General features: G+C 35.4%; 20 protein-coding genes and 3 pseudogenes. 14 read left to right on the top strand and 9 right to left on the bottom strand.

Annotation, left to right across the window (positions count from 1 at the left end; translation table 11 throughout):
• Positions 1-62: 62 nt before the first annotated feature.
• The 8 genes and pseudogenes from FC32_RS08095 to parC all read left to right on the top strand — a co-directional run bounded on the left by FC32_RS08095 (position 63) and on the right by parC (position 11,170).
• The gene (locus tag FC32_RS08095; protein WP_025087403.1) at positions 63-530 is read left to right on the top strand and encodes a hypothetical protein; all 468 of its coding nucleotides are present in this window, start codon (positions 63-65) and stop codon (positions 528-530) included.
• Positions 531-541: 11 nt separating this feature from the next.
• The gene (locus tag FC32_RS08090) at positions 542-1,405 is read left to right on the top strand and encodes a metallophosphoesterase family protein (RefSeq protein WP_025087402.1); all 864 of its coding nucleotides are present in this window, start codon (positions 542-544) and stop codon (positions 1,403-1,405) included.
• A gap of 131 nt (positions 1,406-1,536) precedes the next feature.
• The gene (locus tag FC32_RS08085; RefSeq protein WP_056957379.1) at positions 1,537-2,466 is read left to right on the top strand and encodes a tyrosine-type recombinase/integrase; all 930 of its coding nucleotides are present in this window, start codon (positions 1,537-1,539) and stop codon (positions 2,464-2,466) included.
• Between the two features lie 2,145 nt (positions 2,467-4,611).
• A pseudogene (locus FC32_RS10445) lies at positions 4,612-4,849 on the top strand (MerR family transcriptional regulator); the annotation flags it as partial.
• A gap of 92 nt (positions 4,850-4,941) precedes the next feature.
• Positions 4,942-6,054: pseudogene (locus FC32_RS08070) on the top strand (RNA-guided endonuclease InsQ/TnpB family protein).
• Between the two features lie 193 nt (positions 6,055-6,247).
• Positions 6,248-6,685, top strand: a complete 438-nt coding sequence (locus FC32_RS08065) for an 8-oxo-dGTP diphosphatase (RefSeq protein WP_056957378.1) — start codon at positions 6,248-6,250, stop codon at positions 6,683-6,685.
• Between the two features lie 65 nt (positions 6,686-6,750).
• Positions 6,751-8,733, top strand: coding sequence for a DNA topoisomerase IV subunit B (gene parE, locus FC32_RS08060; protein WP_056957377.1), 1,983 nt, complete (start codon positions 6,751-6,753; stop codon positions 8,731-8,733).
• A 1-nt stretch (position 8,734) separates the two neighbouring features.
• Positions 8,735-11,170 (top strand): DNA topoisomerase IV subunit A, encoded by a 2,436-nt coding sequence (parC, locus tag FC32_RS08055; protein ID WP_056957376.1) that lies wholly within the window; start codon positions 8,735-8,737, stop codon positions 11,168-11,170.
• Between the two features lie 44 nt (positions 11,171-11,214).
• On the opposite strand, the gene FC32_RS08050 is transcribed toward parC, so the two are convergent.
• Positions 11,215-12,900 (bottom strand): Rqc2 family fibronectin-binding protein, encoded by a 1,686-nt coding sequence (locus tag FC32_RS08050; RefSeq protein ID WP_056957375.1) that lies wholly within the window; start codon positions 12,898-12,900, stop codon positions 11,215-11,217.
• 178 nt (positions 12,901-13,078) lie between these two features.
• Here FC32_RS08050 and FC32_RS08045 point away from each other — a divergent pair, with 178 nt between their 5' ends.
• From FC32_RS08045 to lepB, 3 genes are read left to right on the top strand one after another with little or no spacing between them, the layout of a single operon-like run.
• A complete protein-coding gene (locus FC32_RS08045) occupies positions 13,079-13,942 on the top strand; it encodes a DegV family protein (protein WP_025087398.1) in 864 nt (287 codons plus the stop codon).
• Positions 13,943-13,995: 53 nt separating this feature from the next.
• Positions 13,996-14,814, top strand: coding sequence for a TIM barrel protein (locus FC32_RS08040; protein WP_056957374.1), 819 nt, complete (start codon positions 13,996-13,998; stop codon positions 14,812-14,814).
• Between the two features lies 1 nt (position 14,815).
• Positions 14,816-15,400 carry a signal peptidase I gene (gene lepB / locus FC32_RS08035; RefSeq protein WP_025087397.1) on the top strand — a complete coding sequence of 195 codons (585 nt, stop codon included), beginning with the start codon at positions 14,816-14,818 and terminating at the stop codon, positions 15,398-15,400.
• A gap of 379 nt (positions 15,401-15,779) precedes the next feature.
• Here lepB and FC32_RS08030 read toward each other — a convergent pair whose 3' ends face one another.
• From FC32_RS08030 to FC32_RS08020, 3 genes are all read right to left on the bottom strand, one after another.
• On the bottom strand, positions 15,780-16,403 hold the full coding sequence (locus FC32_RS08030) for a hypothetical protein (RefSeq protein WP_025087396.1): 624 nt from the start codon (positions 16,401-16,403) through the stop codon (positions 15,780-15,782).
• Positions 16,404-16,429: 26 nt separating this feature from the next.
• Entirely contained in the window at positions 16,430-16,774 is a 345-nt protein-coding gene (locus FC32_RS08025) for a hypothetical protein (protein WP_025087395.1), read from the bottom strand.
• Between the two features lie 153 nt (positions 16,775-16,927).
• Complete coding sequence (locus FC32_RS08020) at positions 16,928-17,503, bottom strand: tyrosine-type recombinase/integrase (RefSeq protein ID WP_056957373.1); 576 nt, start codon at positions 17,501-17,503, stop codon at positions 16,928-16,930.
• Between the two features lie 305 nt (positions 17,504-17,808).
• Between FC32_RS08020 and relB the strand changes: the two genes are divergently transcribed.
• Positions 17,809-18,030, top strand: a complete 222-nt coding sequence (relB, locus tag FC32_RS08015; protein ID WP_025087394.1) for a type II toxin-antitoxin system RelB family antitoxin — start codon at positions 17,809-17,811, stop codon at positions 18,028-18,030.
• Positions 18,027-18,302: a type II toxin-antitoxin system RelE family toxin gene (locus tag FC32_RS08010; protein ID WP_025087393.1), complete on the top strand. Its 276-nt coding sequence runs from the start codon at positions 18,027-18,029 to the stop codon at positions 18,300-18,302. The genes relB and FC32_RS08010 overlap by 4 nt, the downstream gene beginning before the upstream one ends.
• 30 nt (positions 18,303-18,332) lie before the next feature.
• On the opposite strand, the gene FC32_RS10595 is transcribed toward FC32_RS08010, so the two are convergent.
• Together FC32_RS10595 and FC32_RS08005 are read right to left on the bottom strand one after the other, a co-directional pair.
• Positions 18,333-18,566, bottom strand: a complete 234-nt coding sequence (locus tag FC32_RS10595; RefSeq protein WP_035459915.1) for a hypothetical protein — start codon at positions 18,564-18,566, stop codon at positions 18,333-18,335.
• The gene (locus FC32_RS08005) at positions 18,551-18,970 is read right to left on the bottom strand and encodes a hypothetical protein (RefSeq protein WP_025087392.1); all 420 of its coding nucleotides are present in this window, start codon (positions 18,968-18,970) and stop codon (positions 18,551-18,553) included. The genes FC32_RS10595 and FC32_RS08005 overlap by 16 nt, the downstream gene beginning before the upstream one ends.
• Positions 18,971-19,018: 48 nt before the next feature.
• On the opposite strand from FC32_RS08005, the gene FC32_RS11080 reads away from it, so the two are divergent.
• A complete protein-coding gene (locus FC32_RS11080; protein ID WP_155891471.1) occupies positions 19,019-19,204 on the top strand; it encodes a putative holin-like toxin in 186 nt (61 codons plus the stop codon).
• 253 nt (positions 19,205-19,457) lie between these two features.
• Here the strand turns inward: FC32_RS11080 and FC32_RS07995 are convergent, their stop codons facing one another.
• The 3 genes and pseudogenes from FC32_RS07995 to FC32_RS07985 all read right to left on the bottom strand — a co-directional run bounded on the left by FC32_RS07995 (position 19,458) and on the right by FC32_RS07985 (position 21,860).
• Positions 19,458-20,213, bottom strand: coding sequence for a metallophosphoesterase (locus tag FC32_RS07995; protein ID WP_056957372.1), 756 nt, complete (start codon positions 20,211-20,213; stop codon positions 19,458-19,460).
• A 230-nt stretch (positions 20,214-20,443) separates the two neighbouring features.
• Positions 20,444-20,908, bottom strand: a pseudogene (locus FC32_RS07990) (nucleoside 2-deoxyribosyltransferase); the annotation flags it as partial.
• 229 nt (positions 20,909-21,137) lie between these two features.
• Entirely contained in the window at positions 21,138-21,860 is a 723-nt protein-coding gene (locus FC32_RS07985) for a deoxynucleoside kinase (RefSeq protein WP_035460306.1), read from the bottom strand.
• Positions 21,861-22,398 lie beyond the last annotated feature (538 nt).

The following is a 22,398-nucleotide window of genomic DNA, read 5'->3' as shown; positions in this document are numbered from 1 at the left end:
ATAGCTAAAAGTTATAAAAAATGATAGTATAATAATATAAAATAAGGTCCGGGGGTGACATTTTGTTAGAAAAAATTCGTTTTAGACGTAGCTTGAATGAGTCAGTAAGTATTGGGGACGTGATATATTACCGACAGGCTAATTTTGTAGTCATCAATATCATTAGTGTTAATGTTGCGTTAAAAGCTAGTGGTAATATTTTATATGATTGTCTTTGTCAACAAGTCCAAACACCGGATCTTTCTGCTGAATATATGACAACGCAAGCAGAGATCGTATATCAACCACATGAATTTAATGAGATCTCTGAGGTGGGAGAATTTATTTACGATGAAAGTACGGGTATCTGGGTCCAAATCAATGCGATTATTAGTGTAAGATTTGAAGATAATAATATACACGTGAAATATGAATTTACGCCAGTCGTTGAATGGTCCGATAACGAGATCAAAGTCGCACTTAATAATAAACGACGTAAACAAATGAAATTATTAAAGTCAACTAAAGATCATTTAGCAAATAATAATTAGGCGTAAAAGAGATGGAGTTTTCGAATTTGAAAATAGCAGTTATTTCTGATATTCATGGTAACTTAACCGCTTTAGAAGCGGTTGTTGCTGATATTTTAGCCAAAAAAGTAGATGAAGTTTGGGTCTTAGGAGACTTAGTCATGCCAGGGCCAGGAGCAAAAGAAGTTTTAGAACTATTATTTGGATTACGACCTACAGTTTTTATTCGCGGAAATTGGGATGATCTTTTGCTAAAAGGGGTAGCGGGGAAAATAGCCCTAGCTAAACCGAGCCATGTGTATTTTTCAAAGCTAGCTCTTTTTAGTGGGCAACAACTGACACAAGAAACCTTAGATTTTTTAGCAAATTGTCCGATTCAAAAGACACTTAAAAGAGGACCATTGACTCTCAGCTTAACGCATAATTTACCTAATTTAAATTATGGTCAAAACCTTTATCCAACTGGATCGCAAGTTGATCTTGATGAAATTTTACAAAATATTTCAGCTGACGTAGCGATCTATGCGCATGTTCATCATCAACTCATGCGCTATACTACAAACGAACAAATCGTTTTAAATCCAGGATCTGTTGGGGAGCCTTTTTGTAATTGGCAAAAATTTCAAGCAGATTTGCGTGCGCAGTACTTGTTACTTGAGATCGATGAGGTAGGGTTAACTAACATTGATTTTTGTAAAGTAGATTATGATCGTAAAAAAGAGCAAAAAAGGGCCCTAAGATCTGATCTGCCATACTTAGATTTATATCTAGAACTGTTAAAAACAGGTAAAGTTCATACTCATGATCAAAAATTATTGCGCAGTTATAATGAAAAATACGGTTATACAAAAGAAATTGAACGCTATCGCCAACAATGTAATGTAGATAAGACTTAACGTTTGATATTTTTTTATAAGTATTATAAATAATAAAATGTTACTTTAACCAAAATAATAAATCACGCCGCTCAAAAAACGAGCGGCGTAACTAAAACAGATCAATTTCTAGGATAGGAGCATGAATAACTATGGACTTGATCAACGCTTCCAGTCAACCACTAATTACTGTTGACAGCAACTATTTGGAGCAATTTATCAATTTTATTGACGCATCACCTAATACGATCAGAACATATAAAGCATCATTAAAACAATGGTTCAATTACACTTCAGCACAAAACATCACTCGCCCAACACCCCAAAATGTTAAAGCTTACCGTGACTATTTGCTTGCAAGTGGACGTCGCCCGACCACAGTACAGAGTTATTTGATGGCGGTCAAGCAATTCTTTAAATGGACCGAAGAAATGGGATATTATCGTGATATTGCGAAAAATGTCAAAGGTCTAAAATTAGGGACTGGGCATAAAAAAGATTATTTGACTTCAAAACAGGCTGCTGCAATTTTACGTAATATTGAACGGAAAACATTAAAAGGAAAACGAGATTATGCGATGCTATCTTTAATGTTGACCATGGCATTAAGAACGATCGAGGTCAGTCGGGCTAACATTGAAGATATGCGGATCAGTGGTGAGGTGACAGTTCTTTATGTTCAAGGTAAGGGACATATTGAAAAAGATGCACCGGTAAGAATGCCTGAACATGTTGAAGAAGCGCTCCGCGATTATCTTCGTTTACGGCGCGAGCTGAAGAGTTCAGCACCGTTATTTGCCTCAACTTCAAATAATAATTTAGGTAAACGTCTGTCAACACGAAGTATCCGTGGGATCGTAAAGCAATGCTTTATTAATGCAGGATATAACAGTCCACGTCTAACAGCACATAGTACTCGTCATACAAGTGCAACTTTAAATTTACTGAATGGGGCGACTTTAGAAGAAACTCAACAACTTTTACGGCATACAAATATTCAGACAACTGAGATCTATGCTCACCATTTGAACAGTTTAAATAATAAGAGTAGTGATCGAATCAGTAATGCGATCTTTAAATAGACGTTGATTTAGAACCAGCGTCTTTTTGATAGCATAAAATATGACTAAAGGAGTGTGAAGCTATGACAGCTTTCAGAGTGGAACGCATCCCGAAGATTAGAACTACTTTCTTGCGGCACTGGCCTCACTGCCTTTATCGCTGGTCTAAAAGCCTTGAAGTCATATTGTGGTACTGGTCTTTTTGCTATGATCATTCACCCTATTACATTCTACTATTCACCTTTCCTTTTAGATATGGTTCTATCAGTTAGCCAATTTGGGGAGATAAAATCCTGACCTTTACGTTATGTCAGTATGAAAGTATCTTATGAGCGCTCCTCTGAACAAAAAGAATGACATTTATCTGTATGAACTAATGATACTTTGACAAGGCTGGTGCAAAGGAAACAGGAGATTTTGTTAAACAATCTATTACGGTGTATTGGTAAAAAAGCAGGTGTATCAGTGGCTTTTTGTAGCAGTTAATACAGCTAAATCGATCACTAACAATACAAGTAAAAATAATTTAGGTGATGTAATTAAGTTGTCCGAGTGTACTAGCACCGGTCAAATTCAGCATGAGTTTGATATTATACAAGACAAATTCGGACGGGAGGTTTTCTCCCAAAGGTATATCCTGTTTACCTTTATCTTTGTTAGTAGCTAATTATGCTGATCAAGAGCTTTCAAATGAAGATAGAGAATTGATCAAGCAATATAATACAGTTGAAATTTATTTATTATACGAAATTTAGAAATTTCCACTTATCGTACAGAACAAATACATCATCAAAGAGCCAGACGCACGGCCGACAGACTTGTAAGAAATCACAGTTTGTCGGCTTTCTTTATGTAAAAAAATTAAGTTGTTTCTTTCTATCCTAAAAAGTGTTGTGTATTATAAATGTCAATGATATACTAGAATTGGAAACGGTTACCAGCGTTATAACACAGTGGTAATTTGGATATCTAACGTAACTATAGCTTTAAGATATAAAAGGAGTGTATTAAAATGGAAACCAAGCTGCTGACGTTGGAATGACAAGTTAAGAATTTTAGTTGTTACTCTTATTTCAATTGTGAGTGTAAAATCTTCTCAAGATTTAACGAATAATGAAATGAATACTTCTGAAAAAAGCGTTTCAACCGGAGATAGATATCCAAATAGTGGGAGAATCAATCTATGACAAAATATCTAAGGATCATTGATAAGTGGATAGTTACTATAATATTTGCTCTTATAATGCTTGGAATAATACGTCTACTAAACATCGATTTTAATGGAAAACGATATATTGGTATGGTGTTAGTATCTGTATTGGTATGGGCTCTGATCGATATTATAAAAATAAAACGGTCTCGATAGATTTCATTGGGTTTAAATTTTCATGCTAACTTTGTAGACAATACAGTAGATGGTGTAGTTAGCTGGCTACACTATTTTTGTGCCTTAAAATTCAACTTCCGCAAATTAACATTTGCGGAAGTTGGGTAAGAAAATAGCCGGGTTTCCAATAATCTGACTATTAAAATTTCAAATTTGACATTTACTGGTCAAATTTGACAAATCATGTTAGAATAATATACGAAAAAGGAGTTATCGAGGCCAGTCGATAACTCCCACCGTGGATAAGACTATTAGTTATTGGAAGCTAATCGTGATTTTTAAAATCATGGTTAGCTTTTTTTATTATCCAGTAGGCATGGGCAAGGCTTAAAGCAAGCTTTCCCAGTGCCAGGATAATTACGGCCAACGCCAAACCAAAACCTCCAGTCTAATACTAATTTCCATACTACCCACTCCCTCCCGTAGATAATGGTGAAAAGAGGTGCGATAGTCTTCATTAGATCCACTAAGCTAAGCATCTAAGGGAGCGACCCTGCAATGCTAGCCTACCACCATTATGCTAGGTGCTAAAAATAAATTCAAACAATAACACTGGTAACATCTACTTAATCTTTGTATAATATAGAATGTATGTTCGTATGTATGATATCATTTGATATTTTGCAGTTAGATTGATAATCTATTAAGTAGGATGCGAACGCTGCGTTTAAATGCGTTTCTCAGCGTCGCAAAAAAGGAGGAAATAACTGTTAATAAAAAATAATATACAAATGTAAGTTATAATAAACCGCAGAAATAGAAAATGTAGGTGGTTTATTATGACGATGATGAAACCAAGTGAAATGGCTAAAAGTTTAGGCGTCACAGTTAGAACTTTACAAATTTGGGATAATAAAGGTATTTTAAAAGCTCATCGAACTCCCATTAATCGAAGATATTGCTCATGTTAGAGTATCAACTAATGAGTAAAAAGATGATTTGAAGAATCAAATTGACTTTATTAGACAATATGTTAATGCTAAAGGTATCATCTTAGATGAAGCGATTACTGATATCCAAGCATAAACTCGAAAACGATAAATCTTTAAAAGCTGGTAAAGAAGATGGTGCTAAGAACCCAAAAAGTTAGACTTTATCCTAATAAAACCATGCGCAAAGTCTTGGATGCCTTGTGTGATTATCGGCGCTACTGCTAGAATGAAGGTTTATCTTTATGGAATGACATGTATGCAGAATCATTGATTTTAGGGGACAAGTGTCTTAAACCTAATGAGTATAAGGTTCGCAATGAGTTAGTGGCTAATAAAGCTGACTGGCAATATCGTTTTTCAGCCCGTTGTTTACAACTAGCGATCAACGATTTAAACAAAGCTTGGAAAAACTTTTTCAACAAATCACTACCTGATTGGGGTAAACCACAGTTTAAATCGAAGAAAGCACCTAGACAAGGTTTTAAAACTGATAGAGCAAAGATCGTTAGTGGTAAGTTACGTTTAGATAAGCCCAGAGAAACAGGCTATCAGTGGTTTGATATTCGCTTTAAAGGCGCTGAGAGTATAGATGGTGATTTAAAGACTATCTCTGTTTATCGTGAAAATGGTAAATACTGGGCGAGCCTGCCTTTTGAAGTTGATATCGAAAGAAAAACTAAAACTAACCATGTAACGGCTGTTGATGTCAATGTTGGGCACATTAACTATACGGGAGGTAAGATCAACACTTTACCAGCTAACCTGAAACGTTTATATAAGCGTATCAAGCATTATCAACGCATGTTAGCTAAAAAGCGTGTTGTAAATGGAAAACGAGCTACTAAGAATGATAATTATGTTAAGACGAGAGCCAAGTTACAACGTGATTATCGCAAAGTAGCAAATATCCAACATGACATTATGCAGAAGTTTACAACCAAGTTAGTAACTCAATATGACAAGATCGTAATTGAAAACTTGGCCGTTAAAGAAATGCAGATGACTCATGTCGCTTCCAAAGGTCTACAACGTTCAATGTTTGGCTATTTCAGACAGATATTGAGCTATAAGTGCGATCAGTACGGTAAGAAACTTATCTTAGCGGATAAATTTTATCCAAGTACGCAGCGCTGTTCTAAGTGTGGTCATGTTAAGACTGGTTCAGAAAAAGTCGGGCTTAATGGTAACTTAAAGCATGGAACTAAGCATAACGAATATATCTGTTATGAATGTGGTTTTAATTGTAATCAAGACGAAAACGCAGTGTTAAATTTATTGGCACTGATATAAAAATAACGGGGTGGGCTACACCCTTAAGCTATCAGAGTTAGTCAATGTCGTTACCCTCTAGTTAGGCTGTGAGAATACTAATGTTGACAGTAGTAAATAAAATTAAGAAAGGAAAAACTATATTCTTTCTAACAATATAGCAGTATGTATTGGAACTTCTATATTATTCTACATTTTATATAGCAGGCATTTGATGTCACGAACAGAAACTGTTGAGTTAACAAATATGTGTTTATTACGTGAAGGTGACAAGGTATTAGTTGAAGACCGCCAGAAAAAAGAATGGCCTGGGATAACTTTTCCTGGTGGCCATGTTGAACCAGGAGAATCTTTTCATCAAGCGATGATCCGAGAATTTTTTGAAGAAACAGGTTTGACGATAAAAGATCCAAAACTCTGTGGGATCAAACAATTTTTCTTAAATAATACTCGCTATCTCGTATTGTTATATGAAGCAACTAAATACTCAGGAAAAATCAAAGCATCTGATGAAGGTGCTGTTTTCTGGTTACCGGAAAAAGATCTACTACAACAAGATCTCGCATATACATTTGATGAAATGTATAAAGTTTTTGTAGATGAAAATCTTTCTGAGGTTTATCACGTAGCTAACAACATTGATTTATATTGATACTAGTGAGTAAAATGCGTTATGATAGATAACGTGACTTTAAATTTGATAAAGGATTTGAATATATGAGTAAAGTAAAATATAGTGATGATTCGATCCAGGTTCTAAAAGGATTAGAAGCAGTTCGGAAAAGACCAGGGATGTACATTGGCTCTACTGATGGGCGCGGATTGCATCACTTAGTGTATGAAATTGTTGATAATGCGGTTGATGAAGCTTTGTCTGGATACGGAAAAGAAATTGATGTAACGATCCATGAAGATAATTCGATCACAGTAGTTGACTATGGTCGTGGAATGCCAGTCGGAATGCACTCGATGGGAATTCCCACGGTGGAAGTTATTTTTACGGTATTGCATGCTGGGGGTAAATTTGGCCAAGGTGATTATAAAACTTCTGGTGGGTTACACGGGGTCGGTGCCTCTGTTGTTAATGCTCTTTCAACAAGTTTAAAAGTTAACACTGTCCGCGATGGCGTCGAATATGAAGAAGATTTCGAAAATGGCGGTCAACCAATCGGAACGCTTAGAAAAATTGGTAAGACTAAGAAAAATAGTGGGACAACGGTTACTTTTAAGCCAGATCCAGAAATCTTTTCAACTACAAAGTTTAACTACGATACGTTAGCCGAACGGTTACGCGAATCAGCCTTTCTTTTAAAAGGTGTTAAGATCGTCTTGACCGATGAAAGAACAGATACCCAAGACGTTTTCTTTTTTGAAGAAGGAATCAAGGAATTTGTTTCCTATTTAAATGAAGATAAAGACTCCATTGGCGAAGTCATGTATTTTGAAGGTCAAAAAGATGGCGTCGAAGTTGAAGTTGCAGGGCAATATAATGATGGCTATTCAGAAAATATCATGTCTTTTGTCAACAATGTGAGAACAAAAGATGGCGGGACACACGAAGCTGGGATGAAGGCAGCTTGGACTAAGGCTTTTAACGAATATGCTCGTAAAGTCGGTTTGTTAAAAGAAAAAGACAAGAATTTAGAAGGTAGCGATGTCAGAGAAGGCCTATCGGCAATCGTTTCGGTGCGCATCCCTGAAAAATTATTACAATTTGAAGGCCAAACTAAAGATAAGCTTGGTACCCCTGAAGCACGTGCGATCGTTGATGCAGTAGTCAATGAACAATTGACATACTACTTGATGGAAAACGGTGATTTTGCTAAGGACTTAGTAAAGAAATCTTTAAAAGCAAGGGAAGCAAGAGAAGCTGCCCGTAAAGCGCGGGATGAAAGTCGTAACGGCAAGAAGCGCCATAAAAAAGATCGTTTGCTTTCTGGTAAATTAACCCCAGCGCAGTCGCGTAATGCCAAGAAAAATGAACTTTTCTTAGTCGAGGGTGATTCGGCGGGCGGTTCTGCTAAACAAGGGCGCGACCGTAAATTCCAAGCGATCCTACCGTTACGTGGTAAAGTTTTGAATACGGAAAAAGCGAAATTACAAGATATCATGAAAAACGAAGAGATCAATACGATGATCTATACGATCGGTGCCGGTGTAGGGGCTGAATTTGATATTGAAGATGCTAATTATGATAAGATCATCATCATGACCGATGCCGATACTGACGGGGCTCACATTCAAACGTTACTCTTAACGTTCTTTTATAAATATATGCGTCCGATGATCAATGCAGGCCGTGTTTATATTGCGTTGCCACCATTGTATAAATTGCAAAAAACAGTTAATAAGAAATTGCAAGTTCGCTATGCTTGGACTGACGAAGAATTAGATAAGCAAGCTAAAGCAATGGGAAAAGGCTATACGTTGCAACGTTTCAAAGGTTTAGGTGAAATGAATGCCGACCAACTTTGGGAAACAACAATGAATCCGGAAACAAGAACCCTAGTTAGAGTTAGGATCGATGATGATGCTTTAGCAGAAAAACGTGTGACAACTTTAATGGGTGATAAAGTCGAACCACGACGTAAATGGATCGAAAAAAATGTTAAATTCACCCTTGAAGAAGATGGTAGCTTGTTAGATACGACCTTAGCCAATCAAGCTCATCAAGACGAAAAAGTAGAGTTAGGAGAATAATATGGCAGAACAAAATATCCAAGAATTATCATTGGAAGCTGTTATGGGAGAACGTTTTGGGCGTTATTCCAAATACATCATTCAAGAACGTGCACTTCCAGATATCAGGGATGGTTTAAAGCCGGTGCAACGGCGTATCTTATATGCAATGCATGAAGACAAAAACACCTTTGATAAACCATTTAGAAAATCAGCTAAGTCTGTTGGTAATGTTATGGGTAATTATCATCCCCACGGAGACAGTTCGATTTATGAAGCCATGGTGCGCATGAGTCAAGCTTGGAAATTACGTGAACCATTGATCGAAATGCACGGTAACAATGGTTCGATGGATGGTGATCCACCAGCAGCTATGCGTTATACAGAAGCTCGTTTATCTGAAATTTCGGCTGAAATGTTAAAAGATATCGATAAAAAGACTGTTGATATGGTGTTAAACTTTGATGACACTGAATATGAACCTACTGTTTTACCAGCGCGTTTTCCGAATCTTTTAGTAAATGGTGCCACAGGGATCTCTGCCGGTTATGCGACCGAAATTCCGACACATAATTTAGATGAAACGATCCAAGCTACCATTTATTTAATGAAACATCCTGAAGCTACCTTAGATGAATTAATGCAATTTGTTAAGGGACCGGATTTCCCTACCGGCGGGATCTTACAGGGACTTGATGGCATCAAAAAAGCTTATGAAACTGGCCGTGGGCGCACAATGTTACGTGCTAAAACAACGATTGAAGCTTTGCGTGGTGGTAAGTCTCAAATCGTTGTTACTGAGATTCCATATGAAGTAAATAAGGCAATGTTAGTCAAAAAGATCGATGAAGTTCGCTTATTGAAAAAAGTTGAAGGTATTGCTGAAGTTCGGGATGAAAGTGACCGTGACGGTTTACGGATCGTGATCGAGTTAAAGAAAAATGCTAATGCTACGGGGATCTTAAACTATCTTTTCAAAAATACTGATTTACAGATCTCATATAACTTCAATATGGTTGCAATTGATCATAAACGTCCTGAACACGTGGGCTTAAAGCAGATCTTAACATCTTATTTAGAACACCAAAGAACCGTTACTACTAAACGGACAGAATTTGATTTGGATAAGGCTAAGCAAAGAGAGCATATCGTGTTAGGTCTGATCAAGGCTTTGTCGATCTTAGATCAAGTTATTAAAGTTATTCGGGGTTCCAAAAATAAAAAAGATGCTACCAAGAACTTGATGAGTAACTTTGATTTTACCAAAAAACAAGCTGAAGCAATTGTTTCTTTGCAATTATATCGGTTAACTAATACCGATGTGACTGCATTAGAAAAAGAAGCTAAGGATTTACAAAAGCAGATCGCAAGTTTTGAAAAGATCTTGGGTGATCCTAAAGAATTAGATAAGGTCATTCGTAAGGAATTACAAGCAATCGCTAAAAAGTATGCTTCACCGCGGAAAACAGAGATCCAAGAAAAGATCCAATCGCTTAAGATTGAAACTGAAGTTATGGTCGCACAAGAAGAAGTTGTTGTTCAAATCTCGCGTGAAGGTTACGTTAAACGCTCTTCTTTACGCTCATTTAATGCTTCGGATGCTAATGATAATGGGCTACGTGACGATGATGAACCAATCTTACAAGATACGGTAAATACACTAGATCATCTCTTCATCTTTACAAATAAAGGAAACTTGATCTATCGTCCGATCCATGAGATCACCGAAGCTCGTTTCAAAGATACTGGCGAACACCTTTCCCAAACAGTTGGGCTAGATAATGATGAACGAGTTATTGCGGCTAAAGTCTTTAAGAGCTTAGATGAAGCTGGTAACTTTGTTTTTGCAACTAAAGAAGGCTATATCAAACAAACTAGTTTAGTTGACCTAAAACCAGGACGTACTTATAAATCACGCGCAAGCCGGTATATCACGCTAAAAACTGACTCAGACGAAGTAATATCATTGTATTACACACAAGATCAGGCTAAAGAACTTGTCTGTGTCTCATATAATGGGTATGGTTTACGCTATAACTTAGATGAAGTACCAGTAACTGGCGCAAGAGCAGCTGGGGTAAAATGTATGGATCTACGGGATGATACTTTGAAGGCTGTTTTGTTGACCGATGAAGCGGGTGCAGTAGGTATCTTAACGACCCGTGGTTCATTTAAAAAGATGAAAATAACAGAGATTCCACTTACTTCAAGAGCACGTCGTGGAGTACAGATCTTAAGAGAATTAAAGACTAAGCCACATCGAATTGCGTATGCCTTTTTAGTTGAAGCTGGTCAAGAAATGTATATCAAGACAACCACTGATAAGGAATTTAACTTTGACCCGGTAGACCACGGATTTAGTGAACGTTATTCAAATGGTTCATATATCTTTGATGCTAAAAATGACGGTGAACCACAAACAGTTAAATTGTTACAAACTAAAGAAGTAACAAAATAAAAAATAAGAGCTAAGCAGGTCAAAAACCTCTTGGCTCTTATTTTTTATTGATGCATTTTTTCTACTAAAGTTTTATCAGGAGTAACATAAAGCGTTTTTTGACCTTCATAGATCACATAACCTGGCTTAGCTCCATTAGGCTTTCTAATGTGACGCACTTGTACATAGTCAACTGGGACATTAGCGGAAGCACGTGCTTTTGAATAGTAAGCTGCTAAATTAGCTGCTTCGAGTAATGTTTCTTCAGTTGGTTCATTTGAGTGAACGATCACATGTGATCCAGGGATGTCTTTAACATGAAGCCAATAATCATTTTTATTAGCCGTTTTTAACGTTAAACGGTCATTTTGTAAATTGTTTTTTCCAACGGAGATCTCGGTCCCATCAGAAGCCAAAAAGTGTTCGGGCTTGCTTAGTTTTGGCTTTCTCTTTTTATTTTTTTGTGTTTCTTTTAAATAGCCTTCACTGCGTAATTCCAAGGCGATATCGGTTAGATCACTTGGGGCTGCAAGTTCGAGCTGAGTTTGAACACTTTCCAAATAATCGAGCTCTGCTTTAGTCAGTCGTAATTGTTCGTTGATATGAGCAATTGCATTTTTTAGCTTCTGGTATTTTTTAAAGTATTTTTGCGCATTTTGTGCGGGGGATAATTGTGGTGAGAGAGTGATTTCAACAGGACGTTCTTCATCATAATAATTTGGCAATGTCACCGTAGTATCACCAGGTTTTAGCTGATAAAGATAGGTCGTCAATAATTCACCTTTTATGCGATAACCGTCGGCCTTTTTAGTTGTTTGCAGATCTTTTTCTAGGCGTGAAAGCTTAGTTTTGTTTTTAGCTAACTCCTTTTTTACAACATGAATCAATTTGGCGCCTTGGTGAGAAACGCGGTCATGTTCAGCTTTTTCTTGATAATAATTATCTAAAAGCTCGCTTAATGTCGTAAAAGTGGCAACTGTTTTAGGTTGGGCAAAGATCCCAAAAGCTAACTTTTTTTCTATTTCAAAGATAGTTGGCGTTGGCTGTTTAGTTTGTGCTAAAAACTCGGCAAAAGAAGCTGTTTCAGCTTGGTCTTGGTGTAAAAAACTTGCTAAAACAAGGGCGCTTTGACGCGAAAGACCTTGGTAAGTTCGCATCAATTGAGTAGCTAAAACGTCTTTATTAGGATACATTTGGACTAATTCTAGATACTTTTTCTCAGGATCGTTAAAGGGATCGCGCTTATCTTGTGCTGGTGGAGTACGATAACTTGCCCCAGGTAAAAGTGTCCGATAGCGATTTTGATCCATCCCAACATGTTTAACAGTATCTAGGATCTTATTGGTAGCTTGATCGATTAAAATAATATTGCTGTAACGTCCCATGATCTCAATGCTTAATTTTAAGGGGAGACGATCACCTAATTCATTACGTGTTACAAACGATAAGTAAAGCACCCGATCACAGCCAAGCTGTTCGGTCGCCACTAATTTAGCACCTTCTAAATATTTACGTAAAACCATGGTAAAATTAGTCGGAACTGGGGGATTAGTATAAGGGATGTTTGTGATTTGAACGCGAGCATAATTAGCATGTGCCGATAATAATAGGGGATAATTATGCCGATTTTTGCGAATCGTCAAGATAACTTCATTTGGATAAGGTTGTGAAATTTTCATTACACGTCCGTCTAAGAGAAGCTCGTTTAATTCGTTAGTCATTGCACGGGTAAAAATACCATCAAATGCCATGAAAAAGCCTCCTTTTATAAAAAATACTATACTTAATATTGTAGCTTGTCTTCTATAAAAGTGCTACTGTTAATCTAAATCATCAAGTAAAGAGCTTTCAAAAGGAACTGTGCTAGTATCATCGGCTTTTGTGTGTTATGATAAGATTTGCAATAATATTTAAAGTAGGTGTAATTTTATGAAAATAGCTGTTGTTACCGACAGTACAGCCTATCTAAGTCCTGAACAAATCAAGGAAAACGACATTCATATCGTGCCGATTCCATTTATTGTTGACGGTCAAAGCTATGATGAAGGTATTGATATTACTACTGAAGAGTTTTATGAAAAATTAAGAACCTCAGAAACATTCCCTAGCACCTCACAACCGCCAGTAGGTAAATTGATTGAATTATATGAATCTCTAGGCGATCAAGGTTATGATGCAGTTATTAGTATTCATTTAGCAGGAACCATCTCAGGTTTAGTGCAAACATTAAACTCACTCAAAGATACAGTTGATAATATCAAAGTTGTCCCTGTTGATTCCGAAATAACTGTTATGCTCATGGGAACGATGGCGATCGCTGCTTCCCAGATGGCTAAAGCCGGAAAAGATTTAGATGATATTTTAGCGCGTTTAGAAGAATTAAAGCAAACTACAAATGAATATTTTGTGGTAGATGATCTCCAAAACTTAGTTCGTGGTGGGCGTTTATCAAATGCAGCAGCTTTTGTTGGTAGTGTTTTAAAAATCAAACCGATCTTAACGTTTGATGATGAAACTGATAAAATTGTTGCTTTTGATAAAGTTCGTTCCACTAAGCGAGCTTTAAAACGGGTCGAAGATCTTTTTGAAGAAGATACTAAAGATTTAAATTACCCAATCAAAATGTTTGTGATCCATGCTAACAATGAACCAGCAGCCAAAGATTGGGCTGAAAAACTTGCTAAGAAGTTTCCTAATAATTCGATCGAAATTTCTTATTTTGGACCAGTTATTGGAACTCACTTAGGTGAAAATGCGCTAGCTCTGGGCTGGATACAAGATATTGACAAATAAACTAAAACTGGATCGGTATTACCTATCCAGTTTTTTTAAGGAGAGATGTTTTAATGAAAAATATTGACTTAGGGCTAAAAGCAAGTTCTGATGAACAACAAATTGCTGACCGCCTTAAATATCACCCAAATGTTTTTGAATTTTATACATCTGAGACCGATTTCTCCAGGGATGGTTTAAAAAAATTAGCTTATGCGATCGATCAAGTTAAAGATTTCGGTGTTAAACAGGTGATTTTACATCATCCAATGCGTTACCAAGAATATTTCACAGAGCTATTGACGCCAGAAGATAAACTTCCTCAGTTATATCGTTTTATCGAACAAAGCTCATTAGATTTATTACAACTTGGTTTTGATAAAGATGTCCAAGTTCTGATCCATGGCTCTTATTCCCGCCAAACCAATGAATTTTTAGCTCTATATCCTAATTTATCGGCTGCTGAGGAGTATGTTTATCAACGCTTAGATCACTTTCAAGAACTCGGTAAAGAACATGTGATGTTTGAAAATTCGATCTCGCCGATTTTTTATTACGGGGATGCTAAGATCGATGATTATATCTTGGCTAAAAATTACCGCTTAGCCTTTGACACTTCCCATTGTTTTATTAAATGGCAGGGTGATAACGAAAAATTAGTAGCTGCATTAACACATTTACGGAAAAATGTTGTACACTATCATTTGGTAGATTCATTAGGTGCGACCCATGATAGTTTAGAGGTCGGCAAAGGTAAGATCGATTGGCAACGAGTCTTACCACTACTTAATGAAAATGCGACAAATATTTTTGAGATCGTTTTAAAGGATCAAAATGATGCTATTGAGCAAGTGAATAGCTATAAATACTTGCAAAATTTGAAAGGAGAATAGTATGTCAACCTTTAAAAATATTATGAGTTGGGTTTGGCCGATCGTTGTGGGTTTATTGATCGCTAAACTTATCACGATGTTTGTTTTATCCATTGTTAGAGTCGATGGGCTTTCAATGTACCCTAATTTACAAAATAATGAACGCGTTATTATGCTGAAGATGGCTAAGATCAAACGAAATTCAGTCGTCGTCTTTAATGCCCAAGGGGTCGATAATCGTTCAGGTGTAACTAGCAATACTAAATATGTTAAGCGGGTGATCGGCTTGCCCGGTGACAAGATCGAATATAAAGATAACGGAAAATTATATGTGAATGGTAAATACCAATCACAAAGTTATATTACGGAAGAACAACGAAAAGAAGGGACCCTTAATTTAGTTAAATCATCGGCTAAGGGCGTTACTTTAGGTACAGGTAAGACATTTACTGTTCCTAAGGATAAATATTTTGTTCTAGGTGATAATCGTGAAAACTCCAATGATAGTCGTTACTATGGATTTGTTCCGCGTAGTAAGATTTTAGGGGTCGTTAAAGTACCTTTCTGGAAATCAGGGCATGAACTGATAAATTCATACGGTAGCTAAAAAAACTCGACTTAGGCTTTGATATAGCTTAAGTCGAGTTTTTTTATTGAGTTCGTAATTTTTGACTTTTAACTGGCAAGCTTTAAAATAAAAAGCAAATATCACATAGTAGGGGGAAAAGACATGATTCCAGCACGCCTTAAAACAGGGGATGAAATTAGGATAATTGCGCCCAGTGCTTTTAGTGGCAATACAGACAGTAATTGGTGGATACACTTCTAGCTAAAATATATAGTTAGTATATAATGCTAACTATATATTTTAGCTACCAAAACTACTTTATATAATATAGATTATGTAAACTAGAATACATCGGGCGAATGTCAAGAAAAAGCGCAACAAAAAAGTCGACCCACTCTCCTGGTCGACTATGGATATATTATTCAAATGTGATCTCTGCATCAATAGTTATACTAGAGTCACTGGAGCTATGCGATCCATAATGTTGTTTGGCGTGCAAATTCCTAAAAGAACTGTAGTCAACATTTTCGTTTTTTACTAATTTAAGATGTTTATCAACGTACTCGTAATTGTCGTTTGTTAAATCTACGGTAACACTGCCTTTCTCATCTAAACAATAAATTATATCAACTAACTCTGGATCTTTAATATAATCAAAATTAAATTTAAAATACCCTTCTTTATCTGATGTGGTAAAGTCAACAACATTATCATTAGCGTTATCCGTTGCAGCGGAAAGAATATCTAATTTTACTTTCTTATTAGGAGCAGTTTTGCCTTCTATGATAATCGTACCATCATCTTGTGGCATAATTTCATCATTGGGAGCATTATAAATGTCTATTGGATCAAATTTTATAGAACTACTACTTACTTTTTTGTTACTTGCTTTTTTACTGCTAATTTCTGCTGTAGCATTGCTGTTTTCGCCACCAGATTTATTTGAAGATAAATAATTAACTAGTAATACGATCATTGCTAGGACACCTATAATAATTAACGCAATCGCTTTCTTTCTTACTTTGTCTGGCTTGTTATCCACTAATTATTCCAACTTTCTCTCTTTCTCTATAATTCTTTCAACTGCTCAGCCACGTGTATACATTCAAGCTGAACATCTTTTACAGTCCAAGCAGCGCTACCTGGGATCTTGTCTATGTCATGAACAGTATCAAAACCCAGATAACTTCCACTAAAATTACTATCATTGCATCTTATGTACCCACTAAAGCTAAATCGACCATGCACGTCTAAACTCCAGTACAGTTCATTATCGACTTCTTCTGGTAAATTATCTGGTCTTTCAATATAACCATTCAACGAAAATTCTGATTTGAGTATAATATAACGCAACCCTTCAACTACACCATCTTCAAGAATATCATTTACAGAAATATCTTTAACCAACTGCATGTTAAATTTCCTCCAAAAATCGTTTTTACTAAATACCCAACCCCCAACGAATAAGTGCAATAGCTACAAAAAATAATATACCGTACCAAATTAAACCGAATAAACAGCCAACTGCGCTTGCAAAAGACTCTATTGCACCATAAAAGAATCTCATTACATTTCACCACCTTTAACACCTATACGGAATCCTTTAAGACTTGATTTAGCATCATCATCAGTGATCCCGATATATCTTTTGGTTATTTTTTCGCTACTATGATTAAATAGATACATCAGCGTAGCAATATCATGCGTCTTTAGATAGTAAAATCTTCCGTACGTTTTTCGCAGTGTGTGGCATCCTATATCGTCTCTACCTAGTTCATGTCCTATTTTGATATACAATTTGTATACGGTATTAACTGTTATATGTCCACCCTGTCTGGACGGAAACAAATAATCATCATCTTTCATATCTTTTATGTATTCCTGGACAATATCCTGGATTCCGTCTAAAAACAGTCGTTTCTTCTTACCTGTTTTCTTTTCAGTAATAATTGGCTCTGGTTTATTTATGTCTCCCACCCTAAGTTTGACAATGTCTGACATACGCAAACCTGTATTGAGTCCAAATAAGAATAGAAAAACATCTCTTTTTGAATTTTTGGTTCTCCGTAAAAAAAATAAAAAATCATCGATCTCTGTTTCTGATCTAAAAGGCTGAACATTATAAGTAGATTTTCTTGCCATAATTTTTCACTATCCCTTAAATTACCTAAAATTTTATAATTATATTACCTCGGTTCTAGTTCCTTATTACATATATATAATAACATAAAAAGGAACTCACATCCATAGTAGATTTTAAATACTATAAAATAAGGTTTTTGAGTTCCATATTTTACATAAATATGGAACTCGATCAAACCATAATAAAGTTTATACTTTGTATATATAATATACATACATAAAAAAACAAAGTATTTAACATTTAATTCGTGCTACATTGTCATACCAATGTGATATAATATATCTAGAAAGTGAGGGATTTTAAAATGTCGGTTATTAGTATCAGACTTAACCAACAGGAAGAAGAACTCTTCCAAAGTTATGCAGCGATCACTGGAGAGAATTTATCTACTCTCTTCAAAGAAGCTCTTAAAAAAAGTATTGATGATGAATATGATCTTCAAGTATATAAAGAGGCGCACGAAGAATATCAGCAAGATCCAGAAACAATTTCACACGCTGATTTTAAGAAGGAGCTAGGTCTTTGAAAGAATATCATGTTGAATACTCAAAAAGAGCACAAAAACAAATCAGGAAATTAGACAGACAGATTCAACGTCTATTATTTGCCTGGATAGATAAAAATCTCGAGGGTGTATCTGATCCACGTTTGCACGGTAAGGGGTTAACTGGAAACCATGCTCATGAGTGGCGATATAGGATCGGAGACTATCGACTCTTATGTGATATTCAGGATGATAAAATGATAGTCTTGGCTTTGGAATTTGAGCACAGAAGATCTGTTTATAACAAAAAATAACACCACCCTATTTTCGGAGTGGTGTTATTTTTATTCTAGTTTAGTTTCATTTTCTAATTTAGCAAAGCAATTGTGATCTTTTACTTTCTTATATGCCAGATCTAATTTGTCTAGACTTTGTTTCAATCTTTTTTTACCATCGGGCTCTCCAACTTCTTTTTGTAAATCACCAAGTGGTTTCTGGCTATGTTTATTAAGTTGTTTCATTTTCCTCAAAATATTTTGGTAGCGATAAAGTTCCCGTAAAACTAGTTGATACTGCATTGCAAATTCGCTATGTATCCAGCATCTTTACAATTAAATAGGAGCTTAATATTTGACCCCATTCGACTAATATTATCTAGCTCAATTAATAAATTCATATGCTCCGATGAATTTATTGGTTTATCTATAACTTTAGAAATATCTTTAAGCTCTGGAGCATTGGTTAATGACAAAAATTTGAACTTTACCGCAAAGTCTGGACTTTTGTTATTAAGATATTCATCAATAATGTCTGCTTTATTGTCACCATATATGTTAAATAAATTTCTAGCATAGCCCATAACCTTTATACGTTGATCGAAAAGTGCTTGTTTATTTGATTTACGTATTTGTACCCAGGTCATCCAAATTCCAATAATAGCTGTTACTGCCGTTACAAACGAAAAAATCATTTCCCAATCCAATTTTCTACCTCCTAATTACATGTTATAATAACTATTGGAAAAGTTGAGATGGTGACTTCTGGACTGAAAGGTCGTGATGCTTATGGTGTAAATACTATAAACTCAGATCCCACAGAAAGGAAGAAAAACGTGTCTATTTCAGATGCGTTACAACTAATGCTAGCGTTTGGAACTTTTATCCTTACGTTTATTGGCTTAGTTGTTGAGTTAATCAAACTGATTAATAAAAAATAAACCATCCTTAACTTTGACGAGTAAGATGGTTTATAGGTTATTTAATAAACTGTCTAAAAGTCACCGTCTTTAACGGTTTCCACAGGAGATGGTGTTGGTAGCACTATCTCTTTTCTTTTATCATTATAACACTTAAATGGTTAAGTGTATAGAAAAGATCTTAAATCTTCGAATATGTAAAAGCCCCAAGGAGCTGTAATCTTCTTGGGGCTTTAGCGTACAAGCGTACTATCTTTTCAACGTCCTATATATCCTAGATAGAGATTTTATCCTTAATTTTTCTCAATAACCATTCATCATGATACGTTTTTAAATCTCCCAACTGTTTATCGAGATGTAAAAAGAAGTAACTATTTTGTTGAATTGAAAACAGTATTTTATTTTCCTCTTTAGCTATATCGATTAATTCTTCCAGGGTTCTAGGTGTATAATTCATGTATGGCATCATACACCCGACATTTAATGACAGATTTTTATTAACAGTTTTTTTATGATACATACGAGCAAGTTTTGAAAGTTGAAAGAGCTTCTCTTCTTGAGAATTATGAACATGTCCATACAAATGAATGGTTCGTTTATTGTTTGAGTTAAAAGTATTCTTGTTTGCCAGCATTGGATAGTGGCTCAATATAACTTCCCAACCATCGATTTTAAGAACTTCAGTATTTTTATAGGATAGAATCTGAATAATTGATTCATCTTCACAATGGTGTAGCATTCTTGTAAGCCATTCACCACGCATTTGCTCAACAGTCTCTTCATGATTACCTATAATATAGTACTTTTTACCATTTAGTTGTGACAAGATACTTTCAGCTTTTTCTACGGAAACACTCTTATGAAACATATCCCCTAGAATATAAACCTTATCATTATCAGATACTCGCTTATTCCACCTTTGTATCATTGTCTTTTCCATCTCATCAAGTGTCTCAAATGGTCTTTTATCATATTTGCTCATAACACTTTTATCGCCAAAGTGCATGTCTGAAATAAAAAAAGTTGTCATATTCTCTCCTTCAATTAAACTTCAAAACTATATTGTGTCCTCTGCCTTTATAACAATGGTGATTACCACGTTTTTGTTAGCTCTTCTAAAAAATATGCCACGTTTGCAAGGAGCTAGGGTGAATAGCCTGGCATACTTTTTACAATGTAATGGATCACCATTATTATAATTTTAGTGCTGAGAGACGTCTTTATTTGCTGCGTTCATATATTAGAATAGTAAATTGTAAATTAATAAACTGCACCTTCATAGAAGTTGAATTCTGGTTTGTTGAAATCAAAATTTTCCAATTCCGACATCTTAATAGATTTATCAGCAACACCCCAACTCATCAAATTAATCGGTTTGCCGTAATCTTCATCTGGAATAACTACCACAATATATTTTCCTAGACTCTTAGCTAATCCAAGTTCAACACCATACCCAATATCTTCTTCATCTGGAATGTACGTGCAAAGAAAAATATCAGAACTCTTAATTCCCAAACAATCACCATTAAATGTAGCAGTTGCCCATTCCTTGTCTCCCAGTAGTTCTGGATGTTCATCTACACGCAAGCCTTTATATTGGTGTTCCAGGGGAACATAGCTATTTTCTCGATCGATAGTTGGATTCTTTTCGATAGCATCCATAGCTAATTTATAAGCTTTATTTTGCTTATCTGTAAACCATCCTGCTGCAAAATAAACTGTTTTAGCTACATTATTTGTGTTAGGGGGATATTGTACATATACGAAGTCCCCTGGTACTACCGTAGGTTTAGGTTTGTTATGGGGATCTGGAAGTTTACCCTTGTTCTCATAATAAATGCCATCTTTTCTTCTACGTATTCTAGCTAAGCTTTCATCTAGAGTATTCTGGAAGCTTTTACGAACAGTCTCTAGATAGTCTTCTTTAGTATTATTATAATTTTGAAATCGCATACTATCTTCCTTTCTTAATATCACTAAACTCTTCTTTTGTTAAATTACCTAGATCGACAAGTTTGGCTTCGATCATATTCAATACTTTATTGTGGTCTTCTTCATTATTTACGAAATCATATTTATCTCCGTCAATAACTAATAGCGGAGATGCATCATATTCTTCCTTCCATGAATCATAATAGTGCAAGAGACGCTGATAATACTCAACTAATGCCGGATCGTTTTCAACTTGTTCGTATTCTCGACCACGTTTCTGGATACGCTTAATCATGGTGTCGTATGATACATAGATCATAACCATAAGGTCAGGTGATTTCTTATGAGCAGCGTATGGTAATTCTTCTAACATATTATCCAGTAATTTTTGATAAATATCATACTCAACCTTAGTAGCGTTCCCCATGTCAGTGTTCATCTTCATGAAAATTGCATCTTCGTAAATAGACCGATCAAGCACATTATTGTCTTCTTGCATAGCTTGCTTAATCATTTTAAATCTTCTATTTAAAAAGAAGGTCTGTAATAAGTAGGCATACGGATTGGTGGCTTCCTTATCACCCTCTGCACGTTTCTTCGCAGCGATTTCATTCCCCTTATAAAATAATGGTAAAACGGGATTATCTTCTACTGGTTCGTAGAAAGCCTTTGTTCCCAACTCTTTTGATAAAATTTCTGTCAGACTCGACTTTCCCGATCCAATAATCCCAGCTAATGTAATCAAAATTTTGATTCTCCCCTTTTCTTATGCTTATATGTAACGATTGCCAGCCTTAACCTGTCGTAATTTTCCATCCTTTTCTAGGAGTTGGCTGTTTAAATCCTTTATAGTATTCTTTTAACCCTCATTTTCAATACTAAGTCGGTTTTTATTTCTAGGTATTTTCTCTATAAAAAGAGCCAAGTTGATAATAGCAACTTGACCGAAATTATTTATAAAACTAAGATTTTATAATGCAAATAGACGTTCTTATTTGCAGCGTTCAGTTTTAATGTTATGACTAGTATATTTGAAAACAAAATAATAAATAAAAATAAGCACCTGACCAGTATTTTTCCAATTAGGTGCTTATTTACTATATGAATTGCCGTTCATGTAGTATTGGTGCAACATGGTATCAAAAACCTCAACCATATGATTATGATATAGTAATCTGTATGAACGAGTCAACTACAAGTATTTACATTATATTTTTAAAGTATATACCTTCTTTTTATAAATGATAATCACTAGACAGATAATATCTAAAACAAAATGATAT

It is taken from the genome of Ligilactobacillus apodemi DSM 16634 = JCM 16172, from assembly GCF_001434405.1.
In the GTDB taxonomy this organism is placed as follows: Bacteria; Bacillota; Bacilli; order Lactobacillales; family Lactobacillaceae; genus Ligilactobacillus; species Ligilactobacillus apodemi.
The sequence above is the reverse complement of the archived record's forward strand: the minus strand, read 5'-3'. Positions and strand labels throughout refer to the sequence as shown.

Excerpts from the sequence above, each read along its gene's own strand:
- FC32_RS08050 (WP_056957375.1), bottom strand. The coding sequence starts at position 12,900 with ATGGCATTTGATGGTATTTTTACCCGTGCAATGACTAACGAATTAAAC.
- FC32_RS08065 (WP_056957378.1), top strand. The coding sequence starts at position 6,248 with ATGTCACGAACAGAAACTGTTGAGTTAACAAATATGTGTTTATTACGT.
- FC32_RS08085 (WP_056957379.1), top strand. The coding sequence starts at position 1,537 with ATGGACTTGATCAACGCTTCCAGTCAACCACTAATTACTGTTGACAGC.
- FC32_RS08045 (WP_025087398.1), top strand. The coding sequence starts at position 13,079 with ATGAAAATAGCTGTTGTTACCGACAGTACAGCCTATCTAAGTCCTGAA.
- FC32_RS08025 (WP_025087395.1), bottom strand. The coding sequence starts at position 16,774 with ATGCAGTTGGTTAAAGATATTTCTGTAAATGATATTCTTGAAGATGGT.
- lepB (WP_025087397.1), top strand. The coding sequence starts at position 14,816 with ATGTCAACCTTTAAAAATATTATGAGTTGGGTTTGGCCGATCGTTGTG.
- FC32_RS08040 (WP_056957374.1), top strand. The coding sequence starts at position 13,996 with ATGAAAAATATTGACTTAGGGCTAAAAGCAAGTTCTGATGAACAACAA.
- FC32_RS08020 (WP_056957373.1), bottom strand. The coding sequence starts at position 17,503 with ATGGCAAGAAAATCTACTTATAATGTTCAGCCTTTTAGATCAGAAACA.
- FC32_RS07995 (WP_056957372.1), bottom strand. The coding sequence starts at position 20,213 with ATGACAACTTTTTTTATTTCAGACATGCACTTTGGCGATAAAAGTGTT.
- parE (WP_056957377.1), top strand. The coding sequence starts at position 6,751 with ATGAGTAAAGTAAAATATAGTGATGATTCGATCCAGGTTCTAAAAGGA.
- parC (WP_056957376.1), top strand. The coding sequence starts at position 8,735 with ATGGCAGAACAAAATATCCAAGAATTATCATTGGAAGCTGTTATGGGA.
- relB (WP_025087394.1), top strand. The coding sequence starts at position 17,809 with ATGTCGGTTATTAGTATCAGACTTAACCAACAGGAAGAAGAACTCTTC.
- FC32_RS10595 (WP_035459915.1), bottom strand. The coding sequence starts at position 18,566 with ATGCAGTATCAACTAGTTTTACGGGAACTTTATCGCTACCAAAATATT.
- FC32_RS11080 (WP_155891471.1), top strand. The coding sequence starts at position 19,019 with ATGGTGACTTCTGGACTGAAAGGTCGTGATGCTTATGGTGTAAATACT.
- FC32_RS08090 (WP_025087402.1), top strand. The coding sequence starts at position 542 with ATGGAGTTTTCGAATTTGAAAATAGCAGTTATTTCTGATATTCATGGT.